Source organism: Streptomyces sp. P17 (assembly GCF_032436805.1).
Taxonomy (GTDB): domain Bacteria; phylum Actinomycetota; class Actinomycetes; order Streptomycetales; family Streptomycetaceae; genus Streptomyces.
The window spans coordinates 1-233 of the sequence record NZ_JAVRBF010001532.1 but is presented as its reverse complement, the minus strand read 5'-3'; the positions used below and the strand labels follow the sequence as shown (position 1 = coordinate 233).

General features: G+C 69.1%; 1 protein-coding gene. It reads right to left on the bottom strand.

The genetic code is table 11. The features are described 5' to 3' along the window. On the bottom strand, positions 1-204 hold a 204-nt coding region (locus tag RMT89_RS45595; protein ID WP_315889630.1), incomplete at its 3' end, for a hypothetical protein. Between the last annotated feature and the right edge of the window lie 29 nt (positions 205-233).

The window sequence follows — 233 nt, the reverse complement described above, 5'->3', positions numbered from 1 at the left end:
CTCGCTTCTGAACCCGCGGAGCAGGGCGAGGCAGACCGGGTTGTCCGCGCCGACGACGGGCCCTGCGCGATCGCCGGCGCCGGCATCGTCGGCGATGGCTTGGTCGATCTCGACCATGAGGTAGCTGAGGCGTGAGGCGCCGACGAGGTCGTTGCGGATCCTCGTCTGCCCCGGAAAGAACGATACGTGGTCGCGCTGCGTCACGAGCGGCACGACAGGCAGGTCGTTCAGCC